Raw genomic sequence first — 741 nt, forward strand, 5'->3', positions numbered from 1 at the left:
TATACCTTTAATCTTATTCTCACTGCAGCTTCTATTTGGATTTGATTCTCCTTGGATGCCCAGTTGGCTAGAAAGAAGATCTTTTCAGCGTTCAACACTAGCTCTTGTGGTAGAGAAAACTTCCCCTGTATTAGAAAAAATAGAAAAATTCATGAAGCCAAGACTGTCTTTCATTTTCTATGGGCCTGGTGAGAAGATTCTGGCTTTTATGATGTTGCTTTGTGCAATAATAATAGCTCTTCCATTACCTTTTACTCACTTCCTTCCTGCAATTGGCACAACTCTTATTTCACTTAGCATTATGAGTAAAGACGGGTTTCTATCCATATTGGGAGTTTTAGTATCATTGTGCGCGTTGTTGCTTACTCTTGTTGTAATAGTCAAAGGACCACAACTTATAACCGGAGCACTTTCTCTTCTTAAAAGCTTTACAACACTTTAACAAAAGAACGAATTACTAGCGCAAAATGAATAATGTATATTGAAATAAAACAATAATTGTGTTAAGAATTATTTTTATCAAAGGTTTTTCGTGTCAAAAAATGATAAGTTGACTAAAAGTGATAAATTAGCTTCTGATATTCTAAAAGAAGTTGCAGATACCAATAACAATGATAGCGATAAAGTAACTTTGTTTGACATTAAAACAGCTTTGCATGAGCGTGGTTTTGGTATTTTAATAATCATCTTCTCCTTGCCGCTATCGGTGCCTATACCGGTTCCACCTGGTTATACAACTAT

General features: G+C 34.5%; 2 protein-coding genes. Both read left to right on the forward strand.

Annotation, left to right across the window (positions count from 1 at the left end):
- Positions 1-442, forward strand: a 442-nt coding sequence (locus WOCAOBSORBRA_RS06045) for an exopolysaccharide biosynthesis protein (protein ID WP_174516157.1), incomplete at its 5' end; no start/stop codon positions are given.
- 90 nt (positions 443-532) lie between these two features.
- Positions 533-741, forward strand: a 209-nt coding sequence (locus WOCAOBSORBRA_RS06050) for an exopolysaccharide biosynthesis protein (RefSeq protein WP_174516158.1), incomplete at its 3' end; no start/stop codon positions are given.

The sequence above is a fragment of the Wolbachia endosymbiont of Cardiocondyla obscurior genome, from assembly GCF_902713635.1.
GTDB classification, from domain to species: domain Bacteria; phylum Pseudomonadota; class Alphaproteobacteria; order Rickettsiales; family Anaplasmataceae; genus Wolbachia; species Wolbachia pipientis.